The organism is Odoribacter laneus YIT 12061 (assembly GCF_000243215.1).
GTDB lineage: Bacteria > Bacteroidota > Bacteroidia > Bacteroidales > Marinifilaceae > Culturomica > Culturomica lanea.
Genome location: NZ_JH594596.1, coordinates 219275 through 239059 on the forward strand (window position 1 = coordinate 219275; position 19785 = coordinate 239059).

At 40.7% G+C, this 19785-nt stretch carries 17 protein-coding genes; 12 read left to right on the forward strand and 5 right to left on the reverse strand.

All coding sequences use genetic code 11. From position 1 onward, the window contains the following. Positions 1 to 339 precede the first annotated feature (339 nt). Positions 340 to 1077: a transposase gene (locus HMPREF9449_RS01025; protein ID WP_147639996.1), complete on the forward strand. Its 738-nt coding sequence runs from the start codon at positions 340 to 342 to the stop codon at positions 1075 to 1077. Between the two features lie 57 nt (positions 1078 to 1134). On the opposite strand, the gene HMPREF9449_RS01030 is transcribed toward HMPREF9449_RS01025, so the two are convergent. Further along, positions 1135 to 2208, reverse strand: a complete 1074-nt coding sequence (locus HMPREF9449_RS01030; RefSeq protein ID WP_009135365.1) for a TlpA disulfide reductase family protein — start codon at positions 2206 to 2208, stop codon at positions 1135 to 1137. A gap of 83 nt (positions 2209 to 2291) precedes the next feature. After that, positions 2292 to 5024 (reverse strand): pyruvate, phosphate dikinase, encoded by a 2733-nt coding sequence (gene ppdK, locus HMPREF9449_RS01035; protein WP_009135366.1) that lies wholly within the window; start codon positions 5022 to 5024, stop codon positions 2292 to 2294. A gap of 314 nt (positions 5025 to 5338) precedes the next feature. Between ppdK and HMPREF9449_RS01040 the strand changes: the two genes are divergently transcribed. The 8 genes from HMPREF9449_RS01040 to mnmA all read left to right on the forward strand — a co-directional run bounded on the left by HMPREF9449_RS01040 (position 5339) and on the right by mnmA (position 13835). Beyond that, positions 5339 to 6499: a 6-bladed beta-propeller gene (locus HMPREF9449_RS01040; RefSeq protein WP_009135367.1), complete on the forward strand. Its 1161-nt coding sequence runs from the start codon at positions 5339 to 5341 to the stop codon at positions 6497 to 6499. Positions 6500 to 6706: 207 nt separating this feature from the next. Beyond that, entirely contained in the window at positions 6707 to 7636 is a 930-nt protein-coding gene (locus HMPREF9449_RS01045; RefSeq protein ID WP_009135368.1) for a TIGR01212 family radical SAM protein, read from the forward strand. 100 nt (positions 7637 to 7736) lie between these two features. After that, complete coding sequence (locus HMPREF9449_RS01050) at positions 7737 to 8249, forward strand: prolyl-tRNA synthetase associated domain-containing protein (protein WP_009135369.1); 513 nt, start codon at positions 7737 to 7739, stop codon at positions 8247 to 8249. 216 nt (positions 8250 to 8465) lie between these two features. Next, a complete protein-coding gene (locus tag HMPREF9449_RS01055; protein WP_009135370.1) occupies positions 8466 to 9125 on the forward strand; it encodes a hypothetical protein in 660 nt (219 codons plus the stop codon). 142 nt (positions 9126 to 9267) lie between these two features. Continuing rightward, positions 9268 to 10593, forward strand: coding sequence for a signal recognition particle protein (gene ffh, locus HMPREF9449_RS01060; RefSeq protein WP_009135371.1), 1326 nt, complete (start codon positions 9268 to 9270; stop codon positions 10591 to 10593). A gap of 59 nt (positions 10594 to 10652) precedes the next feature. Then, positions 10653 to 11525: a bifunctional methylenetetrahydrofolate dehydrogenase/methenyltetrahydrofolate cyclohydrolase FolD gene (gene folD, locus HMPREF9449_RS01065; RefSeq protein ID WP_083833149.1), complete on the forward strand. Its 873-nt coding sequence runs from the start codon at positions 10653 to 10655 to the stop codon at positions 11523 to 11525. Between the two features lie 37 nt (positions 11526 to 11562). Beyond that, positions 11563 to 12795, forward strand: coding sequence for a nucleoside recognition domain-containing protein (locus tag HMPREF9449_RS01070; RefSeq protein WP_009135373.1), 1233 nt, complete (start codon positions 11563 to 11565; stop codon positions 12793 to 12795). Positions 12796 to 12797: 2 nt separating this feature from the next. Then, positions 12798 to 13835, forward strand: coding sequence for a tRNA 2-thiouridine(34) synthase MnmA (gene mnmA / locus HMPREF9449_RS01075; protein ID WP_009135374.1), 1038 nt, complete (start codon positions 12798 to 12800; stop codon positions 13833 to 13835). Positions 13836 to 13844: 9 nt separating this feature from the next. Here mnmA and HMPREF9449_RS01080 read toward each other — a convergent pair whose 3' ends face one another. From HMPREF9449_RS01080 to HMPREF9449_RS16940, 3 genes are all read right to left on the reverse strand, one after another. Continuing rightward, positions 13845 to 15269, reverse strand: a complete 1425-nt coding sequence (locus HMPREF9449_RS01080; RefSeq protein WP_040611144.1) for a tetratricopeptide repeat protein — start codon at positions 15267 to 15269, stop codon at positions 13845 to 13847. A 267-nt stretch (positions 15270 to 15536) separates the two neighbouring features. Beyond that, complete coding sequence (locus HMPREF9449_RS16965) at positions 15537 to 15731, reverse strand: inner membrane CreD family protein (RefSeq protein ID WP_147640080.1); 195 nt, start codon at positions 15729 to 15731, stop codon at positions 15537 to 15539. 146 nt (positions 15732 to 15877) lie between these two features. Next, entirely contained in the window at positions 15878 to 16204 is a 327-nt protein-coding gene (locus tag HMPREF9449_RS16940) for a transcriptional regulator (RefSeq protein WP_083833171.1), read from the reverse strand. 111 nt (positions 16205 to 16315) lie between these two features. Here HMPREF9449_RS16940 and HMPREF9449_RS01085 point away from each other — a divergent pair, with 111 nt between their 5' ends. The 3 genes from HMPREF9449_RS01085 (at position 16316) to HMPREF9449_RS01095 (ending at position 19624) form a co-directional block, all read left to right on the forward strand. Beyond that, the gene (locus HMPREF9449_RS01085) at positions 16316 to 16882 is read left to right on the forward strand and encodes an RNA polymerase sigma factor (protein ID WP_009135376.1); all 567 of its coding nucleotides are present in this window, start codon (positions 16316 to 16318) and stop codon (positions 16880 to 16882) included. Between the two features lie 41 nt (positions 16883 to 16923). Then, positions 16924 to 18093: a FecR family protein gene (locus HMPREF9449_RS01090; RefSeq protein WP_009135377.1), complete on the forward strand. Its 1170-nt coding sequence runs from the start codon at positions 16924 to 16926 to the stop codon at positions 18091 to 18093. A gap of 94 nt (positions 18094 to 18187) precedes the next feature. After that, positions 18188 to 19624: a M20/M25/M40 family metallo-hydrolase gene (locus HMPREF9449_RS01095; RefSeq protein WP_187118579.1), complete on the forward strand. Its 1437-nt coding sequence runs from the start codon at positions 18188 to 18190 to the stop codon at positions 19622 to 19624. Positions 19625 to 19785 lie beyond the last annotated feature (161 nt).

Here is a 19785-nt window from a genome sequence, read left to right on the forward strand (position 1 = left end):
GCTGTACTTTGAGGGCTTAAAGAGAGAGCTCATCCCAAATAGATTGAAATTCCCCCCTCTGTGATTTGAAACAAATTGAGACGATCTGGAAATAAAATGAAAGTTTTTAAAGATTTTTTCTTTAAAAAATTTTGTGCAAACGTTTTAAGTACTTATATTTGCCCTACGATATAGAAATTATATTGCTTTATAAGTGTAGTAAATTTATTGTTAGTGTGTTTAAAAAGAGGCTTCGGCCTCTTTTTATTTTTTACACATGAGGGACGTGCCCTAATGTGTAATTTTGAAATCTCCTTCTTTTTTTGTAAATTTGATATATCTGTATCAATTTACTTAAGAATGCCGCGTCAAGCTCGTAAACAATCTGTAACTGCTATCTACCACGTTATTTTACGGGGTATGGATAAGATGTCGCTTTTTTATGACGACAACGACCGCAAATTGTTTTTAAAGCAATTGAAATCACAGGTATGTCCGGATTTTGAAATTTATTGTTATTGTCTGATGACCAATCATATCCATTTATTGGTGAAAAGTAATTTGCTTAGTCACTATATGCATCATATTGCTTTTGTTTATGCGATGTGGTTTAATGCTAAATATCACAGAAAGGGATATCTTTTTCAGGATCGGTTTAGGAGTGAAGGGATCGAGACGGAAAATTATTTAATTCAATGTTTTCGCTATATTTTACAGAATCCAGTCAAAGCCGGAATCTGTAGACAAGTTTCAGATTACAGATGGAGCAGTTACAGACTTTATTATAATTCTTCTGCTAGTTTTGTAAATGTCGGATTTATAAAGAACTTTTTTTCGGATAGAATACAATTTGAGAAATATCTGTTGGAAAGGAATCAAACTTCGTTTCTGGAATATTTATCCGAACGTCAAATGCGGGACGAAAGGTTGAGGGAGATGCTGAAAGCATTACTGAGAGGACGAGATATACATACCTTAGCAAAAGATGAGCAGAAAATGATCCTTCGGCAGATGTTGAGGGAAACGGATGTGGAATTGCGGCAGTTGGCAAGAATTAGTGGGGTGAGTATCGGAATTATTCGTTATTTGAATGAGTGAGGGAGGGGGAAAAATTACACATTAGGGCACGTCCCTAATGTGTAATTATGAGGAGAGTTATTTGTATATTTTTTGTAATTCTTCGTCTATGGCTTTGCCACGTAAATCGCGGGCGATGATGGTGCCGTCGGGTCCGAAGAGGATGATATGAGGAATACCCGAGATGCCGTACAATTCAGTTGCTTCTTGGGTGGGAACAAAGAGTTGTGGCCAGGTAATGTTAAGATCTTTTACGGCTTTTTGATGGTCTTCTTTTTTATCCCATACGGCTACCCCGATCACGATCAATCCTTTCTTTTGGTAATCTTTATATGCTTTAGCAATATAAGGGATTTCCTGACGGCAGGGGCCGCACCAGGAAGCCCAGAAATCCACTAAGGTATATTTCCCTTTTCCTACATAGTCGGACAAGGAGATTTCTTTTCCGTCTTTGTCTTCTGCTTTAAAATCCTGGAAGAGTTTACCTGGAGCTGTTAATTCGATTCTCCGGTTTTTTTCTTGGATTTGTTGTATAGCTTTACTGTTTTTAACTTGATTTCCTGCTTGTGCAACGACCGCATTGAATTTTTCCGGAGTCAAGATTCCCGCCCAATTCAGTATGATCCATGTACCCAGCGCATTGTCTTTATTGAGTTGAAAATAGCTATTCATTAAAGAATCAAAGCTTTGTTTTAATTTTTCAAAGTTTTTTTCTAAGATTTCTTCTTGCTCTTCGTCGCTTAAATCCGTTTGACTTTTCACTTTTTCGATTTCCGCCCGGAAATTATTTTGTATTTGTGAAGATTTTGCATTGATCTCACTCATCGTATTATTGAGAGGAGTGCCGGCAGGAGCTTCTGTATCATTCATGTCTATCAGAATTTCTCCTTTTTCCAGAATAAAATTACTGTGAAGACGTTGTAAACGAAGGAGAGCCATTTGAGCTGTATCTATTTGTCCGGAAAAAGTAAATTCTCCTTGGGCAATGACAGCACTATCCAACAGATTTCTGTTTTCGGTATTTATTAAATATACCGTTTCTCCGTTATAAGCCGGATCGGTTACTTTCCCTTTTACAGTGTATGTATTTGTAGGGGAGGAACAAGCTGCCCATAGGCCGGCTACAAATAAAATAGTAAGAATTCTTTTCATAATTTCCTGTTTTTAATTTAGTCTTATGTTTAATAAAAAAACCGTCCCCACAAAGGAACGGTTTTTTTCATTATAAAACAAAATTATTTTTCCGTATGCATGATAGCGGCTTGAGCAGCAGCTACTCTGGCGATGGGGACGCGGAAGGGGGAGCAGGATATGTAATTCATACCAACGGCGTCGCAGAAGATAACGGATGAAGGTTCTCCACCGTGTTCTCCACAGATACCTAACTTGATATTCGGATTGGTTTTACGTCCTAACTGAGCACCCATTTTCACCATGCGGCCCACTCCAACTTGATCCAGTACGGCAAACGGATCGGCTTTGAGGATGCCTTTTTTCAGGTAAGTCGGTAAGAATTTACCTACATCATCCCGGGAATAACCGAAAGTCATCTGGGTTAAGTCGTTTGTTCCGAATGAGAAGAACTCTGCCACTTCGGCGATTTCATCTGCCGTGATGGCAGCGCGAGGAATTTCAATCATGGTGCCAACCATGAATTCTACCCGTACTCCTTTTTCTGAGAACACTAATTCAGCGGTTTTACGGATAATATCTACCTGCATTTTCAACTCTTTTACTTCTCCGACGAGAGGTACCATAATTTCCGGTTTCGGGTTCAAACCCTTCATTTTCAAGTTGCAAGCGGCTTCGATAATGGCGCGGGCCTGCATCTCTGTAATTTCCGGGTAAGTAATGCCCAGTCGGCATCCCCGGTGTCCTAACATCGGATTAAACTCATGCAGAGCGTCTACTTTTTGTTTTACTTCTTCTACAGAAATATTCAGTTTGGTTGCCATCTCTTGCTGAGAAGAAGGTTCATTCGGCGTAAATTCATGCAAAGGCGGATCTAACAGGCGGATTGTAACTCCCAGTCCGTCCATAGCTTCCAGTATACCTTCGAAATCTCCTCTTTGCATCGGTAAAATCTTTGCTAATGCTGTACGGCGGCCTTCTTCTGTATCAGAAAGGATCATTTCGCGCATGGCATCGATACGGTCTCCTTCAAAAAACATATGTTCTGTACGGCAAAGACCTACTCCTTTGGCACCGAAATTGCGGGCTGCTTTTGCATCATTCGGAGTATCTGCATTGGTACGTACATACATACGGGTATATTTTTCTGCCAGGTCCATAATGGCTTTAAAATCTTCATCCAAAGAAGCGGCTACTGTGGCTACTTTGCCCAGATAAACTTCACCGGTAGAGCCGTTCAAAGAAATCCAGTCTCCTTCTTTAATCATGGTTCCTTTTACGGTAAATTGGCGTTTATGGTAGTCTACGTTAATATCTCCTGCTCCGGAAACACAACATTTACCCATACCGCGAGCCACAACGGCGGCATGGGAAGTCATACCTCCTCTTGCTGTCAGGATACCTTCGGAAACGTGCATGCCTCTTAGGTCTTCCGGAGAGGTTTCTAGACGTACCAAGATAACTTTTTCGCCTTTATTTTTCCATTCTTCCGCTTCATCGGCAAAAAATACCACTCTACCGCAGGCTGCTCCTGGGGAAGCCGGTAAACCTTTGGTCAGCACTTTGGCTTTAGACTGGGCAACTTTGTCGAATACCGGGTGGAGTAATTCGTCCAGTTTCGCCGGTTCAAGCCGGAGTAAAGCTGTTTTTTCGTCAATCATTCCTTGTTTCAGCATATCTACGGCCATTTTCACCATAGCAGCACCGGTACGTTTCCCGTTTCGGGTTTGTAACATCCACAATTTGCCGTCCTGAATTGTAAATTCCATATCTTGCATATCGTGGAAATGATTTTCCAATTTTTCCTGTACGCTGTTCAGTTCGGCATAAGCTCCCGGCATTGCTTCTTCCAAAGAAGGATATTTTGTTTTTCTTTCTTCTTCGGAGATACTTTGTAATTTAGCCCAGCGGCGTGAACCTTCAATCGTAATTTCCTGAGGTGTGCGAATACCTGCCACGACATCTTCTCCTTGGGCGTTGATCAGATATTCTCCGTTAAAAATATCTTCTCCGGTAGCAGCATCGCGGGAAAAAGCAACTCCGGTAGCTGAATTATTACCCATATTACCGTAAACCATTGATTGCACATTTACGGCGGTTCCCCATTCTTCCGGAATCTGATTGAGTTGACGGTACAATACAGCCCGTTCTGTCATCCAGGAATCGAATACGGCACAAATAGCCCCCCATAGCTGCTCCCAGGGACAGGTCGGAAAATCTCTGCCTGTCTTATCTTTGACAACTTGTTTGAAGTTACCTACTAATATTTGAAGATCTTCAATTGTAAAATCCGTATCGTTGGTAATATTTTTAATCGCTTTCAGCTTGTCGATTTCCACTTCAAAAGGATTATGTTCTCCTTTTGCTGCAGAAACACCCATTACCACATCGCCGTACATTTGAATAAAACGGCGATATGAGTCCCATGCAAATCTCGGATTACCTGATTTTTCTGCCAATAATTTTACAGCGTCATCATTCAAGCCCAGGTTAAGTACAGTGTCCATCATACCCGGCATAGAAACACGTGCTCCGGAACGTACAGAGACCATCAATGGGAAAGCCTCGCCTTTTGAACCGAATTTCGCATTCATGATTTTTTCCATGTGTGCAATACCAGCTTTCACATCGCTTTCAATCAATTTCACTACAGCTTCTTTTCCCTGTTGATTGTAAATCGTGCAAACTTCAGTGGTAATTGTAAAACCTGCAGGTACAGGTAGTCCGATAAGATTCATTTCGGCTAGGTTGGCTCCTTTTCCTCCGAGCAGATTTTTCATGTCCGCACGGCCTTCAGCCTGCCCGTTACCGAAAGTGTAAACGTACTTGGTACTCATATGTGTTAGATTTGTTTTATATTCCTTTTTTCATAAGGAATGGTTTATATTATAGAAATTTTTCTCTATTAATGATCTGATTGGCAATACGATCGATCAGAAATACCCGCTATTTTTAAGAGTGCGCAAATATAGTTTTTTCTATCGAAACATGAAAATGTTATAAGTAGTTTTTATGTAATAAAGTCATGAAAACGTTATAAATACGAATTAAGTGTAACAGAACGAAATAGGTCTTTTAAAAATAAACTATAAATTTAGTTTTATAATTAATAATATAGTTATATATTTGACTATTCAAAAAAGTTCAAAATATGAAAAATTACATTTGGATTTTGGTATTTATTTTTTTATCGGGGTGTAAGTCGCAGATAAAACAAGAGAAAGAAGAAGAAAAGCTACTTACCTTTGAAGTTGATCTTCAACAATTATCGGAAAAGGGATTTGACGATTTTTATGAATTGGAGGAAGTAATAAAATTAGAGACCACTGATCGTTCTATTTTAGGAGATATCAAGAAGATTTTAGCGGGAAAAGATCGTCTATTTATTTCCAGTTGGAATCATCCGGGAATATTGGTATTTAACCGGGATGGGAAATATTTGTATCAGATAAATAAACAGGGCAAAGGACCGGGAGAATATCTGGAGATAACTGATGTCCTATTGACCGAAGATCCGGAAGAACTGATTGTATACGACCGTAGCGGTCGCTTTTTACATTACGATTGGGAAGGAAATTTCTTGCGGGAAGGGAAAATGGATTCTTATATCAGTCATGTGGAACGTTTACCGGATGGAGGATGGTTGACGGATCATGCTTTGGCGCATACATCTTCTTTCCGGGATTCTCTTTATATTTTACGGGCATCGGATTCAAGCGGACAATATATACAAGGTACAGTGGCTTTACCGGTTACGAAATATATTTTACCATTAAGAATGGTTTCAAATTTATACCAGAACGAGGGGCGTTACTACGGGATTCCTGTCATAGAAAATACGATTTACGAATACAACTACCGGGATGCGGAATTTTCTCCCCGGTATATTTATCAGCTCCGGAATTATCCTGTGCCGGATGCCTCCAAGCTTTCTCCTGCTGAAATGATGAAACCTTTTATCTATGATTATTATATTTTTAACAGTGAATACATTGGGGAAAATACTATTTTGTTGATAGCCTGGCGTGGGGGGGTGAAAGAAAACAGCATGTTGACTTTGGTGACCGATAAAAAGAGTAAAAAGACAGAGGTATTTCAGGCGATTGTAGAAGATAAGAAAAACGAATTACCCTTACATCGTTACCTTCAGCATACAGGATTCAAAGGGAAAGTTGTGGCCTATACCCATCCACTGGAACTACAACAGCGTACTTTTTCTGATGCTCATTCGGTAGGAGCTCGTTTGAGTGAAGAATTGAATGAAGAGAGTAATCCGGTTCTATTGATTTATAAAGAAAAGGAATCATTTTAAATATGTTTAAAAGTGTGAAGAAGAATGAGCTTTGAATGCTGACGCAGGCATACTTTGTCGAAAACACTCTTTTCCTTGGGAAGAAAGCGGTAAGCCGTTCTTAAAATACAGACACGTTTAAACGCATATAAATCGGGTATCCTTTTGGATTTTCTGTCTTTTGGTTTTATTTTTCCTGCGGATATGTTATTTTCGCAGGAAAAATAAATGCTTGTGGAGGGAAAAAGATATCGGGATTTACCGTCTTTTTTTAAGACTTTATTTGGAGAACGGGTACAGAAATTATCTATAGACGGCGGATTTACTTGTCCTAACCGGGATGGAAATAAAGGTTGGGGAGGATGTACTTACTGCAATAATGCCAGTTTTAATCCGGATTATTGCCGGGAAGTAAAGGGAATTACCCGGCAGTTGGAGGAAGGGATTCGTTTTTTTGATGCCAAGTATCAGGGACAAAAATATTTGGCTTATTTCCAGGCTTATTCAAATACTTATGCTCCTTTGGAAGTTTTGAAGTCCAGATACGAAGAAGCTTTAGCTCATCCGAAGGTTGTCGGACTGGTGATTGCTACCCGTCCGGATGCGGTAAATGAGGAGATTTTGGATTATATTGCCGGACTTTCCAAGCATTGTTATGTTTGTATGGAATACGGGGTGGAATCGGTAAACGAGAGGGTTTTGGAGACGATACACCGTCGGCATTCTTATAGGGAGGCAGAGTGGGCTATTTGTGCCACAGCAGAGCGTGGAATATATGTAGGAGCCCATTTGATTTTCGGTTTACCCGGTGAAACCAAGGAATCCATGTTGGAAGGAGCCGTTCGTTTGGGAAATCTTCCCTTGCACGTTTTAAAACTTCATCAGTTGCAGATTATAAAAGATACGGTTATGGCAGAAGAATATGCCCGGAATCCGGAAAAATTTCAGCTTTATTCGGTTTACGATTATTTGGATTTCGTCGTGGAAGTTATCGGAAAACTTTGTCCGGAAGTATACCTGGAGCGTTTCGTCAATCAATCCCCTCCAGAATATTTAATTGCTCCGAATTGGGGAGTGAAGAATTTTGAGTTTGTAGCCCTGCTGGATAAAAAATTGGAAGAAAAGGATGTTTGGCAGGGAAAATACCGCAATATTTAGAAGGGGATAAAACCGGAACGGAAGAAGGAAACGAATGGCAGACCGATATAGTCTGCTATTGAATATAAAAAGGAGAATGTGATATATCAAACGAAAATAAATGAATAGGATCGGACAATCAAAAGTATACGACACCTTGAATGCGTTGGGGATTACTTTCGACTATCTCGAACATCCGGCTGCCCCGACCATTGAAATAGCTAAACAGTATTGGACAAACCTGGAGAGTACTCATTGTAAAAATTTATTCTTCCGGAACCACAAAGGGAATCGTCATTATCTGGTTATTTTTGATTGTGATCAGAATTTAGCCATTCACGATTTGGAACATCTGTTGAAACAGGGAAAACTCAGTTTTGCTTCGGAAAAAAGAATGGTAAAATACCTGGGTTTATATCCCGGTTCCGTGAGTCCTTTCGGTCTGGTGAATGATACCGAACATCATGTATATGTTTTTTTAGATGAGAATTTGAAAAAAGCGAATAAACTTTCTTTTCATCCGAACGATAACCGCGCTTCTATTGCTATTAAAACAGAAGATTTTATCCGCTATATGAATGCTACGGGAAATGGGTATGAATGGATAAAACTGTATGGAGAAAAAGAGGGGTGAAAGTACAGAGACGGATATTTTTTATAAAGTTTGTGTCTTTCTTTTCTATCTCCCTTTTCGGAAGTTATAGCTGAAAAAGTAGTTTTTTCATCTCTTTACCTGGCTTTCCAACTGTTATTTATGTAGAAAATTTTTGGTTTATCATTTTTTTTCTTTCTATTTGTTAGTTTTTGCCTTTTTTCTGTGTATCTTTGTTTAAATTTAAACAATTGAAATATGATCAGTATATCTCATGCAGTGGAAGAGCTTGTAAAACATCGTCCTTATTTGTCTGAATCTCTGGCCGCCGGAATCATAAATGTATCGGCATTGGCGAGGCAATTGCAACCGGACGTGGAAAAAATATTACAAAAGGAGGTCAATACGGGAGCTATTGTTATGTCGCTGAATCGATTGGCTCCCTACTTACAAATCCGGCAGCAGGTGCAGTTAAATAAGCTGCTGAATAACATGGGGGATATTATACTCAGGAGTAATCTGTGTGATTATACATTTAAGAATTCACCTACTTTATTGGAATGTCATATTGAAGTCCTGAAGAAATTGGTGAAAAACGAAGAAGTTTTCTATACTATGGTGCAGGGGGTTTTTGAGACGAATCTAGTGGTGAGTGATACCATGGAGGAATTGATTTTGGATTATTTTAAAGATGAAGTTTGTTTGTTTAAACAGAACTCTTTGTCTTCCGTGACCCTTAAATTGCCAAAGGGAAACAGCATGCAGCCGGGTTTTTATTACAGTATTATGAAGGAATTATCCTGGGAAGGAATCAATTTGACGGAAGTTATTTCTTCTACCAATGAGTTTACTGTTGTCGTCGATAATTCTTTAATTGATAAAACCTTTGTCGTTTTGAAAAATATGGGGAAAAGATAAAAAATAGGCGGGATCAGGATAGAAATCCGGGGATTATTAAAGGGAAATTGTCGAATTAATGAAGTTTTTTTAACTTTGCCTTCTTTCGGAGGAGGGGGTGAGCTTCAGTTTTTTAACTTGTAACTTATAACTAATAATAATTATGTTTGAGAATTTATCGGAAAAATTAGAACGTTCGTTTAAGATACTAAAAGGACAGGGGAAGATAACGGAGTTGAACGTAGCTGAAACGCTGAAAGAGGTGAGACGTTCTTTATTGGATGCGGACGTCAATTATAAGATAGCTAAGGATTTTACAAATCGGGTAAAAGATAAGGCATTGGGTATGAATGTATTGACAGCTGTCAAACCGGGGCAGTTGATGGTAAAGATCGTACACGATGAATTGGCCGAATTGATGGGAGGTAAGAATGTTGATATCGATGTAAAAGGCAATCCGGCCATTGTTCTGATGTCTGGTTTACAGGGATCTGGTAAAACTACTTTTTCCGGTAAGTTGGCGAATATGCTGAAGACCAAGAGGGGAAAGAAGCCCTTGTTGGTTGCTTGTGACGTATATCGTCCGGCGGCTATTGAGCAGTTGCGTGTTTTAGGAGAACAAATCGGAGTACCGGTATATACGGATGAAAATAGTAAAGATCCGGTTGGAATAGCGCAGGCTGCTATCCGGCAGGCGAAGGCAGAGGGAAAGGATGTTGTCATTGTCGATACAGCCGGTCGTCTGGCGATTGACGAACAGATGATGACCGAGATTACGGCTATAAAAAAAGCGATAGAGCCCAACGAAACTCTTTTTGTGGTGGATGCCATGACCGGTCAGGATGCTGTGAATACGGCAAAAGAATTCAACGAGCGTTTGGATTTTGACGGAGTGATCCTGACCAAGTTGGATGGTGATACCCGGGGTGGAGCAGCTTTATCTATCCGGACAGTGGTCAATAAACCTATCAAATTTGTCGGTACGGGTGAAAAAATGGAAGCCATCGATGCTTTTCATCCGGAACGTATGGCCGATCGTATATTGGGGATGGGGGATATTGTTTCTTTGGTAGAAAAGGCACAGGAGCAATTTGATGCCGAGGAAGCTAAAAAACTGCAGAAAAAATTATCCAAAAATCAGTTTAATTTCAATGATTTTCTCGGGCAAATCCAGCAAATCAAAAAAATGGGTAACATCAAGGACCTGGCTTCTATGATCCCGGGAGTCGGGAAAGCGCTGAAAAATGTGGATATCGATGACGATGCTTTTAAGAGTGTAGAAGCTATTATTCATTCTATGACCCCTATGGAGCGGGAGATGCCGGATATTATCAACGGTTCCAGAAGGAAACGGATTGCTTTGGGAAGCGGGACGACTGTACAGGATGTCAATCGCTTATTAAAGCAATTTGAAGAATCGAAAAAAATGATGAAGATGCTGTCCGGTGGAGGAAAGATGATGCGGCATATGCCGGGGATGAAACGCTAGGAAAAGCGAATCGTATTTTTTAATATAAACCATAAACGCGGTCGGTCCGCATGAATCCTATGAAATTAATAGACGGAAAAGAAATTGCTGCACAGATTAAGCAGGAACTGGCGGATAAAGTGACACAATGGAAGGCGGAAGGGCGGAAAGTCCCTCATTTGGCCGCTGTACTGGTCGGAAATGACCCGGCAAGTGAGACGTATGTAGCCAGTAAAGTAAAAGCTTGTCAGCAGGTAGGTTTTAAGAGTACCGAATTGCGTTATCCGGCTGAGATTACGGAAGAACAATTGCTGGCGGTTGTAGAAAAGCTGAATGCAGATAAGGATGTAGACGGCTATATTGTCCAATTGCCTTTGCCGGCCCATATTTCTGAACAAAAGATATTACTGGCTGTTGATCCGGCGAAAGATGTGGACGGATTTCATCCTTGTAATGTGGGGAAAATGGTAACCGGTCTGCCGGCTTATGTGCCGGCTACTCCTGCGGGGATTGTCGAATTACTGAAACGTTATGAAATCCCCACCCGGGGGAAACATTGTGTGGTGATCGGCCGGAGTAATATCGTAGGTACGCCGGTGTCCGTATTGATGTCGCGTAAGGATAAATATGCGGATTGTACTGTTACTCTTTGTCATAGCCGTACGCAGAACATAAAAGAGATTACATTACAGGCGGATATCCTGATTGTAGCTTTGGGAAAACCGCATTTTGTGACAGCAGATATGGTAAAAGAGGGAGCTGTCGTGATCGACGTTGGGATTCATCGTGTTCCTTCTGACCAAACAAAATCGGGTTTCCGGTTAATCGGAGATGTCGATTTTGAACAGGTAGCGCCTAAATGTTCTTATATAACCCCTGTTCCGGGAGGAGTAGGACCTATGACAATTGTTTCCTTATTGCAGAATACGTTGAAAGCATGTGAAGGAAAATAGAAGGGCGTAAACATAACGATTTCCTAAATTGTAAAAAGTGGTTCTGAATTACATTTGGATATTCTTTTTTATAGCTGCTTTTGTTGTGGCTCTATTTAAATTGGTCTTCGATGGGGATACTCAGGTTTTCGGGGCCTTGATGAAAGCTACTTTTGATATGTCCAGGACCGGTTTTGAAATTTCCCTTGGTTTGACGGGGGTATTGACATTTTGGATGGGAATAATGAAAATCGGAGAAAGAGGAGGGGCCGTTAGGGTGATGTCCCGTTTAATCCATCCTTTTTTTCGCCGGCTTTTTCCGGAATTGCCTCCGGATAGTCCGGCTTACGGTTCCATAATGATGAATATTGCCGCCAATATGTTGGGGCTGGACAATGCAGCCACACCGATGGGATTAAAGGCGATGCAGCAAATGCAGGAAGGGAATCCCCGAAAAGAGAGGGCTACAAATGCTCAGATTATGTTCCTGGTGCTCAATACTTCCGGATTGACGATCATACCGGTATCGGTTATGGTTTACCGGGCGCAGTTAGGAGCAGCCAATCCTGCTGATATTTTTATTCCGATTTTATTAGCAACTTATTTTTCTACTCTTGCCGGTTTAATTGCTGTGTCTGTCTGGCAGCGGATTAATTTATTTAATAAAGTCATTTTAGCCTACCTGTTGGGGGGGACGGTTTTAATTGCCGGGATCATTTGGTATTTTTCTACTTTGGATAAGGAAATGATTACTGTCGTTTCCAATGTTGCCAGTAATACGATTCTTTTTTCTGTCATTATTGCCTTTATTATAATGGCTGTCATCCGCCGGATTAATGTGTACGACGCATTTATTGACGGAGCAAAAGAGGGGTTTTCCATAGCGATTAAAATTATCCCTTATCTGGTTGCCATTCTGGTTGCTATTGGGGTGTTCCGGGCCTCCGGGGGAATGGACATATTGATGGAGGGTATCGAACGGATGGTAGAGGGAATGGGTTTTAACGCTGATTTTGTCGCAGCACTGCCTACGGCTTTGATGAAACCTTTAAGCGGAAGTGGAGCCAGGGGGATGATGATTGATACGATGACTACCTATGGAGCGGATTCCTTTGCCGGACGTTTGGCATCTACTTTTCAGGGAGCTACGGACACAACCTTTTATATCGTCGCTGTTTATTTTGGGGCTGTGGGTATAAAAAATACCCGTTATGCTATACCTTGCGGTTTGATTGCAGATGCTGCCGGTATTGTAGCGGCCATTATTATTGCTTATCTGTTTTTTACTTAAAAATGAAACCAGAAATTGCCGTGGGTTTAAGTGGGGGGGTAGATAGCTTCGTCACCGCACTTCTTTTGCAGCAGAGAGGGTTTCGGGTGGTAGGAGTGAATTTGAATTTGTGGAGAAAGGAAATTCCTGCCGGACTTTCAGAATTGTGTACTGATTTAAAAATACCGCTACTACAGTATGACGGAGTAGAATTATTCCGGCAGAAAGTCGTGGATACTTTTATCTCCGAGTATTTATCCGGGCGTACTCCGAATCCTTGTACAGGCTGTAACAATACCGTTAAGTGGGAGTTATTACGGAAAGTGGCGACAGAAGCAGGGATAGAAAAAATAGCTACCGGTCATTATGTAAGGATAAAGGAGGAGGGGGAAAAGTTTTATCTTTATAAAGGAATAGATCCCCAGAAAGATCAATCTTATTTTCTATGGGGATTGTCTCAGGAAATACTTTGTTCGGCCTGTACTCCTTTGGGAGATTATACCAAAACAGAAGTAAAGGCATTGGCAGCACAGCAAGGGTATACTTTATTGGCCCGAAAAAAGGAAAGTATGGGAATTTGCTTTTTGGAAGGGCAGGATTACCGGGAATTTATTTTACAACAAATCCCGCAGTTTGCAGAGAATTCCGGAAATATAGTGGATTTGTCGGGCGCAATTATCGGTAGGCATAAGGGGCTGTTAAATTATACAATCGGTCAGAAACGGGATATGCCGGTCAGAAACGGCTTTCCTTTGTATGTAGCCCGGATAGATGTGGCTTCCAATAAGATAGTAGCGGCAGAAAAGTCGGAGCTTTTCAGTCATACCTTATGGTTAGAACATCTTCGTTTCCACCGGGAATCGGATTTATATGCGGATAAAATAGAAATAAAGGTCCGGGGGTTGGGATTAAATCCGCCGGGCTATATCCGGGTTCAAAAAGAGTCGGAACATTTGTGGAAAATAAATCTTGCTGCTCCGGCTTGGGCTGTTGCTCCCGGACAACCGGCTGCCCTGTATTGCGGAGAGCGGCTTATCGGTGGGGGGATCATTTCCCGCTGAAGGGATATGCTACAGCCTGATTAATTTCCGGATATCTTCGTCGGAATAGGTATAATTCTTCCCGTCGGGGTCCGTCACCGTAAGTTGTGTCTCGTTTTTGAAAAACATATGTTCCAATTCTTTTTGTAAAATTTCGCGGGAAGCTGCATGCATGGAATCTTTTTTTGCAGGCTTAGAATCCTTCACTTTCTGTAGAAAGAGGATGTGAGCGAAAAGGGCTATGCGAATTTCTGTGTCGGAGGCATCTGCCCGTACACTTTCGTCCTGTAGAATTCTGTATTTATAATTGACAAAATTAGCAATGGCTTGTGTATTGCGGGGGTTTAATTTATATGCTTTCCAGTAATAATCCACGGCCTGGGTCCGTTTCTGCAGAGAAAATCCGCAAGCCATTCCGCACATAATAGCTAATTGGGAAAGAAAACGCTTATCGGGTTGTAATTGTTCTTCTATTTCCGAGAATACTTTCAGGGCTTTTATCGGATTGCCTACGCGTGCTAAGGTTTCTCCGTATTTCATCGCTACTTCCAGATCCGTACGATTCCCTTGTTTATCCTGATAGAGTGAGTCTGCTTTGGCTAAGGGGTCCAAGGCTTCTAAAAATTTATCTTGCTGATAACGGGACAAGCCTTGGAATTTGTAATTGAGTTTTGTTGGATACCCTTTGTTGATTAAGTCCGTAAAGGTTTTTTCAGAGGCCACATAACGATTGGCTACATACTCCAACATCCCCCGGGTTTGCAGTAAATTCGGGGCCTGAGGCGTATATACCAAAGCCGTATCGGTCATAGACATTGCATACGTTATAAAATCTCCATATTGTTCTTTATTTGCCAGCATTAGATTGATGGCTTTTACGGCTATTCCTCCTTCCCGGGGATCGAGTTGGAAAGCGTCGATATAGCAACTGATAGCACTTAAGGCTAATCCGGTTTCCGCATAAGCGTCTCCCAGTCTTTTTAATAAGACGGTATTGGTTGAATCTGTATGTATGAGTCGTTTATAGATCGGGATAGCTTTCAGAGATTTCCCATTTTGCTGATATAAACGGGCTAATTGAAAGTTAATGTTCAGATCTAATGAATCCTCCTGGGCTAATTTTTCAAAATTTTTTACCGCCTCATCCAGGCGTCCTGCTAAAGAATAGGCTTTGGCTAAGGCGATGCGGGCTTCTCTTTGGGTCGTATCCTGAGCCAGCCATTCCCGGTAATACCGACAGGCATCCCAATAACGCATCGCTCCTTCACTGGCTTTTCCAGCATAAAATAATAAATCCGGTACATTTTCTCCTGCCTTATAGAGAGAATCCGCATACTTTAAAGCTTCCCGGTAATGATTCTTTGCCAGAAGGCGTTCTAATTTCTGTTGAATATTTTCTTGTCCGTAAATACTCTGACTTCCAAGTAAAATGAAAATGAATACAATAAATTTCATACGTTGTCCTGATGTATAATTATTTCGGTTTGGCATTCAAATTAAAACATATTTAGGTAAAAGAACAAATTTATCAACTATTTTTTTAGTTAAAAGATAGTGTCAGGATGAATAGGTTGTTTTTAGGATTTGTATTCGTTTGATGTTCTGTTGATAAGCAAACCCAGAATTCTGATGGAAGGCTGATTCAGAAGCAGGGGGTCTATTGGTCGGCCGAAGGTTTTTCGGCAGTAAGGGGAAGCATTTCTACAGAATCGACCGGTTTACTTATCCTTTATTATTCCCATTGATTTTCTGAGAATAATACAGGGGAATAGCAAGAATGACAAAGAGGCCGATACTATCGGATAAATGGGCATAAGTTTCCTTGTGAATCAGAATGTAGATATAAATAAAGAGAGTTGTCAATAGTGAGCCGATAAGGAGAGCTATTTGCTGAGGTTGTATTGAATAATAAACTATACAATATTAGAATACAGAGCGTAAAGAGGGCAAATAGCCCTAAAATACGGCTTGAAATCATCGTTGGCGAGTTTATGTACTTACATATACATTCTGGGGACTATCGGGTTTGAGATCATTTTTGCTGTTTATTTATGAAGGTGTTTTTAGAAAGTACTTTGAGGGAGAAAGTAAAATGATAAAAAATTATTTGTATTTTTTGATTTTTCAAAAACTCCTCTCAAGTATTGATGTGTTTCGCGGAAGGCTTCTTTGCCTGGCGGTGTTGCTGAAAAGGTGGTATTGGATCGGCGTCCTATAAATTGTTTGGAACAATAGATGTATCCTAATTTTTCCAGATTCTGGGTATGACTGGCTAGGTGCCCCTCAGTGAGCCGAATAAATTTTTCAGGAATATTCCGCTGAAAGAAATTAAAAAATGGTATAATGAATAGAAAAGGCTCTCTATAAATAGTGAAATTTATTTGATAAATACCGAATTTGTTATTTTTTCACCTAATTTAGCTTATTGAAGTTAAATTTTTTACAAAAAAATTCATTATACATATCTTTTTGTATTTTTCACCATTCATAATCAGTTGGAAGTGGAAACAAGGGATTTGACGGAAATTTTACCACAATTAGCCTTAGGAGAAGAGAAGGCCTTTCAGATTGTATATGAAAAGTACAATCCGATGTTGCGTTTTTTTTGTCTGCGTTATTGCACCGATAAAGAAAACGCAAACGATGTGGTTCAGGAAATTTTCGTTAAACTCTGGGAAGTTCACCTTACTTTTAAGGATGAAACTGCTTTGCGTGCTTATTTGTTTAAGACGGCTAAAAATATTTGTTTAAATCTGTTACGTCACGAAAAAGTAAAAGACCGTTATATGCAACTTATCAGTCGGGAGGAACCTTCTGATTCGTTTTTAGAGGATATGATGGAAGCTGAAATATTTGGTATTTTCAATCAAATAGTAGAAGAGATACCGCCGGCCTGTAAGGAAGTTTATCTTTGTAGCCTGGAGGGAAAAAAGCATTCGGAAATTGCGGAACAATTCCAGATATCGGTCAATTCTGTAAAAAAGTACAAGAATCGGGCGCATCATTTTTTACGAAATAAAATAAAGTTAATTTTTTCGGATAAAAAATCTTCCGAAGATGTATACTAAAGCTTGGTTTAGGTGTTATATAGGAATAAAAGTGTAAACGGATGGAAGAAAGGAATTCCGATAATATAAAAAAATTACTGCTCCAATATATTACTGGAACAATTGAAGAAGAGGATTTGGAGATTCTGACTCGCTGGAGGCAAGAGTCTACCCGTCATGAAGAACTTTTTCAACGGCTGATTGCGAAAGATTTTTTACAGAAAAGTCGGGAAAGATGTGTGTTATCTCCTCAGGAGGCTGAAAAAGAATGGAAGCAAATTCGTCAACGTACCTTCCGCAAAAGAAGGATTCGTTGGCAACGTTTTTTCCGTTATGCGGCCCTGTTTGTTTTGCCTTTATGTCTCTGTTTAGTATGGCTGAAACAGAAACAGGATCATTTACCTCTGGATCCTTTCGTACAGGATATAGAAGTGATAAAGACGACAGCTCCCATTCTGACTCTTTCAGATGGGCGGCATATCCCTTTGGAAACCGGGGCTGCAGAAGAGATTCGGTCTGCTCATTCCTCTATTTTGCGTACAGGCGATACCTTGCGTTATACTTTGGCAGAATCGCCGGATACGATTATTCGTTATAACACTTTGACAATTCCCAAGGGAAATGATTATCATCTGATGCTTAGCGACGGCAGCGTCGTCTATCTGAATACCTCTTCCCGTTTACGGTATCCGGTTCGGTTTAGTGGAAAGACCCGGGAGGTGGAACTCCTGGGAGAAGGGTATTTTGATGTCAAACACGATCCGGACCATCCGTTCATTGTAAAGACAAAGGATGTTGCCGTAAAGGTATTAGGGACCTCTTTTAACGTACGGGCTTATCAGGAGGAGGAAGCGATATATACGACATTAGTGGAAGGGAGGGTAGAAGTGAGAAATCAACAGTCCGAGGTAATCCTCTCTCCTTCTCAACAGGCCGTATGCACTCCGGAAGGCCGGAATATTGATGTACAAACGGTAAATACCGATTATTATGTCGGTTGGATATCCGGACGTTTTATTTTCAATAATACTCGGCTGGATGATATTCTGACGCGTTTGCAGCAATGGTATAATTTCGAGGTCTTCTATGAAAAAGAAGAGCTAAAGGATCTGCCTTTTTCGTTAAATATAGACAAACACAAAGATTTCTCTCATATATTGAATGCTTTGGAAAGGACGGAACGGGTCCGTTTTTCGATAAAAGATAAAACCGTAGTGGTTAAAAACGATTGAAAATCGTATTTCTCTTTATGACTTTAAATTTATAACACCTAAAATCATGTTCAAGAATAGCTTATTTTCTGTCCTTTTGTTTTGTGCGTATACTATGAGTTTTGCACAAGAGAAACCGGCTTATACTCCAGAAATGCAAGTGTTTCATTCAATTTCCAGTAACGAAATTTATGCGTTTGTGGAAGAATTGTGTAAACCTGAATATCAGGGCAGGCAAGCAGGCTCTCCCGAGTATATGGCATGTGCCCATTGGGTTGCCAACCGTTTTGCTGAATGGGGATTGAAACCAGGAGGGGATCAAGGTAGTTACTTTCAACATTTTCCGATACATTATACGGAAATGACGGGTCTTGGCAAACTCGAGATCATTACTTTGGAAGGCCGGAAAAGTTATCAGGTGGCGAAAGATTATTTTCCGGGAACAAATTCTTTAAACGGTAGAGTGAAAGCTCCGGTCCTGTATGTCGGATTCGGTTTGACGGCCCCGGAACTCGGGTATGATGATTATAAAGGGATAGATGTCCGAGGCAAAATTGTTTTGGTCGAGGGCGGAGTGCCTTGTTCCGACCGGAATCACAAAGATTATCGAACCTGGAATGAGCAGTATATCAGTACAACAGGCCGGATCACTAATGCTATAGAACATGGGGCTATCGGAGTATTGTTGGTCGGAAAAACTTCTAACCCCAATATCAAACACCAGGGGATTATCTTTTGTCATATATCGGAAGAGGTCGCCGACGATATTTTAAGATCCTCCGGACAAAATCAAAAGACGTTGAAAGCAGCAATCTGCAAATCTTTAAAACCGGCCAGCTTCGATACCGGATGTGAAGTTGAAATGCAGACAGAAACCAATTATAATCCCCATAGTCAAACTTGTAATGTCATTGGAGTATGGGAAGGTACGGATCCGGAATTACGAAATAAGCCTTTGATCCTGGGGGCGCATCTCGACCACCTCGGCAATCACGGAGGAATATTCCGGGGAGCTTGGGATAATGCCTCCGGTTCTGCCATTGTGCTGGAAACAGCAAAAGCTTTTGGAAGGTCCGGCATATCTCCGAAACGTACGATTGTATTTATCCTTTTCGGAGCGGAGGAATGCGGTATCTTGGGATCTGCCTATTATGTCGCTCACCCTTTGTATCCGCTTGCGCAAACGTTGTGTATGATTAATCTGGATATGGTCGGAGGCGGTGACGGTTTTTCCATGGGAGGAATCAAATCTTTTCCGCAATTGGAAAAACATTTTGCCGATGCCAATGAAAAATATATTCATCGTTACCTGAAAACTTCTGAATACCGGAAAATGAGTCCGACAGCTGTTGCCCGGACCGATGGGGCGATATTTAACCGGGCGGATGTTCCGACTTTCCATACCGGAACTACGGGAAAATACAAAAATCCGATGTATTATCACGATTTACGGGATGTCCCGGAATTACTGGATCCCGAAATAATGGAAGACGTCGCCAAGTTTCTTTTTTTAGGTATAAGGGATATTACAAACGACACGGAGATTCAATAAATTGAAAAGAAGCTGTCCCCGAGAATTTTTGAGAGATTAGCAATTTTTAGCCGGTTCAGTAAAGCTTTCAGACCTTTGATTGTCAAACTTGCCGATCTAGAGGAAGCAAAGGCTTTGGTTTCGCTAATCAGTATCACTCAGATCCGTTTCAAAAAAGAGCA

Bases quoted from the DNA above. Each gene is read 5' to 3' on its own strand.
- HMPREF9449_RS01040 (WP_009135367.1), top strand. From the start codon at position 5,339: ATGAAAAATTACATTTGGATTTTGGTATTTATTTTTTTATCGGGGTGT.
- HMPREF9449_RS01095 (WP_187118579.1), top strand. From the start codon at position 18,188: ATGAGTTTTGCACAAGAGAAACCGGCTTATACTCCAGAAATGCAAGTG.
- HMPREF9449_RS01030 (WP_009135365.1), bottom strand. From the start codon at position 2,208: ATGAAAAGAATTCTTACTATTTTATTTGTAGCCGGCCTATGGGCAGCT.
- mnmA (WP_009135374.1), top strand. From the start codon at position 12,798: ATGAAACCAGAAATTGCCGTGGGTTTAAGTGGGGGGGTAGATAGCTTC.
- HMPREF9449_RS01090 (WP_009135377.1), top strand. From the start codon at position 16,924: ATGGAAGAAAGGAATTCCGATAATATAAAAAAATTACTGCTCCAATAT.
- HMPREF9449_RS01080 (WP_040611144.1), bottom strand. From the start codon at position 15,269: ATGAAATTTATTGTATTCATTTTCATTTTACTTGGAAGTCAGAGTATT.
- HMPREF9449_RS01025 (WP_147639996.1), top strand. From the start codon at position 340: ATGCCGCGTCAAGCTCGTAAACAATCTGTAACTGCTATCTACCACGTT.
- HMPREF9449_RS01050 (WP_009135369.1), top strand. From the start codon at position 7,737: ATGAATAGGATCGGACAATCAAAAGTATACGACACCTTGAATGCGTTG.
- ppdK (WP_009135366.1), bottom strand. From the start codon at position 5,024: ATGAGTACCAAGTACGTTTACACTTTCGGTAACGGGCAGGCTGAAGGC.
- HMPREF9449_RS01055 (WP_009135370.1), top strand. From the start codon at position 8,466: ATGATCAGTATATCTCATGCAGTGGAAGAGCTTGTAAAACATCGTCCT.
- folD (WP_083833149.1), top strand. From the start codon at position 10,653: ATGAAATTAATAGACGGAAAAGAAATTGCTGCACAGATTAAGCAGGAA.
- ffh (WP_009135371.1), top strand. From the start codon at position 9,268: ATGTTTGAGAATTTATCGGAAAAATTAGAACGTTCGTTTAAGATACTA.
- HMPREF9449_RS01045 (WP_009135368.1), top strand. From the start codon at position 6,707: ATGCTTGTGGAGGGAAAAAGATATCGGGATTTACCGTCTTTTTTTAAG.